This is a genomic window from Ruegeria sp. B10, assembly GCF_056539825.1.
Map to the genome: position 1 here is coordinate 325,001 of NZ_JBQFVP010000004.1, position 2,646 is coordinate 327,646.

General features: G+C 54.3%; 1 tRNA gene and 2 rRNA genes (1 of these 3 running past the window's edge). All 3 read left to right on the plus strand.

The features are described from left to right. Positions 1-2,170 (plus strand): 23S ribosomal RNA (locus tag ACR0J4_RS07960); it begins 662 nt to the left of the window's first position. A 188-nt stretch (positions 2,171-2,358) separates the two neighbouring features. Then, positions 2,359-2,473, plus strand: a 5S ribosomal RNA gene (gene rrf / locus ACR0J4_RS07965). 96 nt (positions 2,474-2,569) lie between these two features. After that, positions 2,570-2,646: transfer RNA gene (locus ACR0J4_RS07970), tRNA-Met, on the plus strand.

A 2,646-nucleotide genomic window follows, 5' to 3' on the forward strand; every position in this document is an offset into this window, starting at 1 on the left:
TAATAGGGCGCATGAGTTCGTGGGATCAGACCCGAAACCGAGTGATCTAGGCATGGCCAGGTTGAAGGTAAGGTAACACTTACTGGAGGACCGAACCCACATCCGTTGAAAAGGATCGGGATGAGCTGTGCCTAGGGGTGAAAGGCCAATCAAACTCGGAGATAGCTGGTTCTCTGCGAAATCTATTTAGGTAGAGCGTCATCCGAATACCCCGGGGGGTAGAGCACTGGATGGGTAATGGGGCCCCACAGGCTTACTGATCCTAACCAAACTCCGAATACCCGGGAGTACTAGATGGCAGACACACTGCGGATGCTAACGTCCGTAGTGGAGAGGGAAACAACCCTGACCTACGACTAAGGCCCCCAATTCATGGCTAAGTGGGAAAGCAGGTGGGACGACCAAAACAACCAGGAGGTTGGCTTAGAAGCAGCCATCCTTTAAAGATAGCGTAACAGCTCACTGGTCTAAATAAGTTGTCCTGCGGCGAAGATGTAACGGGGCTCAAGCCATGAGCCGAAGTCTAGGGATGCGTAAGCATCGGTAGCAGAGCGTAGTGTGACATAGTTCCTATCCTCTTTAGCGTCTCTCGGGACGCCTTGGAGGATATTTGGAGCTTTCGATGAAGCGGGCGCGTGAGCGATCCCGTGGAGAGATCACTAGTGAGAATGATGACATGAGTAGCGACAAAGAGTGTGAGAGACACTCTCGCCGAAAGTCCAAGGGTTCCTGCTTAAAGCTAATCTGAGCAGGGTAAGCCGGCCCCTAAGCCGAGGCCGAAAGGCGTAGGCGATGGGAACTAGGTTAATATTCCTAGGCCAGGAGGATGTGACGGATCACAGGTGTAGTTCAATCTTATCGGATTGATTGGGCTGCTGAGTGGTTCCTGGAAATAGCCCTCCATCAGACCGTACCCTAAACCGACACAGGTGGACTGGTAGAGCATACCAAGGCGCTTGAGAGAACGATGTTGAAGGAACTCGGCAAAATACCTCCGTAAGTTCGCGAGAAGGAGGCCCGGTTCCTAGGCAACTAGGGGCTGGGGGCACAAACCAGGGGGTGGCGACTGTTTATTAAAAACACAGGGCTCTGCGAAGTCGCAAGACGACGTATAGGGTCTGACGCCTGCCCGGTGCCTGAAGGTTAAAAGGAGAGGTGAGAGCCTTGAATTGAAGCCCAGGTAAACGGCGGCCGTAACTATAACGGTCCTAAGGTAGCGAAATTCCTTGTCGGGTAAGTTCCGACCTGCACGAATGGCGTAACGACTTCCCCGCTGTCTCCAACATCGACTCAGCGAAATTGAATTGCCTGTCAAGATGCAGGCTTCCCGCGGTTAGACGGAAAGACCCCGTGCACCTTTACTACAGCTTCGCACTGGCATCAGGATTGTGATGTGCAGGATAGGTGGTAGGCTTTGAAGCGGAAACGCAAGTATCCGTGGAGCCTCCCTTGAGATACCACCCTTCGCACTCTTGATGTCTAACCGCGGTCCGTTATCCGGATCCGGGACCCTGCGTGGCGGGTAGTTTGACTGGGGCGGTCGCCTCCTAAAGCGTAACGGAGGCGCGCGAAGGTTGGCTCAGAGCGGTCGGAAATCGCTCGTTGAGTGCAATGGCAGAAGCCAGCCTGACTGCGAGACTGACAAGTCGAGCAGAGTCGAAAGACGGCCATAGTGATCCGGTGGTCCCGAGTGGAAGGGCCATCGCTCAACGGATAAAAGGTACGCCGGGGATAACAGGCTGATACTGCCCAAGAGTCCATATCGACGGCAGTGTTTGGCACCTCGATGTCGGCTCATCTCATCCTGGGGCTGGAGCAGGTCCCAAGGGTACGGCTGTTCGCCGTTTAAAGAGGTACGTGAGCTGGGTTTAGAACGTCGTGAGACAGTTCGGTCCCTATCTGCCGTGGGTGTAGGAGACTTGAGAGGAGTTGCCCCTAGTACGAGAGGACCGGGGTGAACGATCCACTGGTGGACCAGTTGTCGTGCCAACGGCAGTGCTGGGTAGCTATGATCGGACAGGATAACCGCTGAAGGCATCTAAGCGGGAAGCCCCCCTCAAAACAAGGTCTCCCTGAGGGCCGTGGAAGACCACCACGTCAATAGGCCGGAGATGTAAGCGCAGTAATGCGTTCAGTTGACCGGTACTAATCGCCCGATAGGCTTGATTTGATCCAGTAATGGAAAGACAAGACCAAAGCATACACCGACCTTGACAATGGATAGCGTCGCAGCGCCAAGCCGCGATATTGATTGATACTATAACCGAGTGGCAACGCGCCTTTTGCAAGCAAAAGACGCTGCCTGCCACCTCGTCGCTTTCTTGCACAGCAAGAAAGTCGACATGGGCTTTTCCTCGGTTTGGTGGTCATAGCGCAAGTGAAACACCCGGTCCCATCCCGAACCCGGAAGTTAAGCACTGCCGCGCCAATGGTACTTGGGCTTAAGCCCCGGGAGAGTAGGTCACCGCCAAACCTAGTAAAAGCCCACAAACAGCATTCTCTCTAAATGATGAAAAGAACACTACCCGGTCTCAAGTAGCCGAATAGGCGGTAGACCAACGCAAAGTGTCGCGGGATGGAGCAGCCCGGTAGCTCGTCAGGCTCATAACCTGAAGGTCGCAGGTTCAAATCCTGCTCCCGCAACCA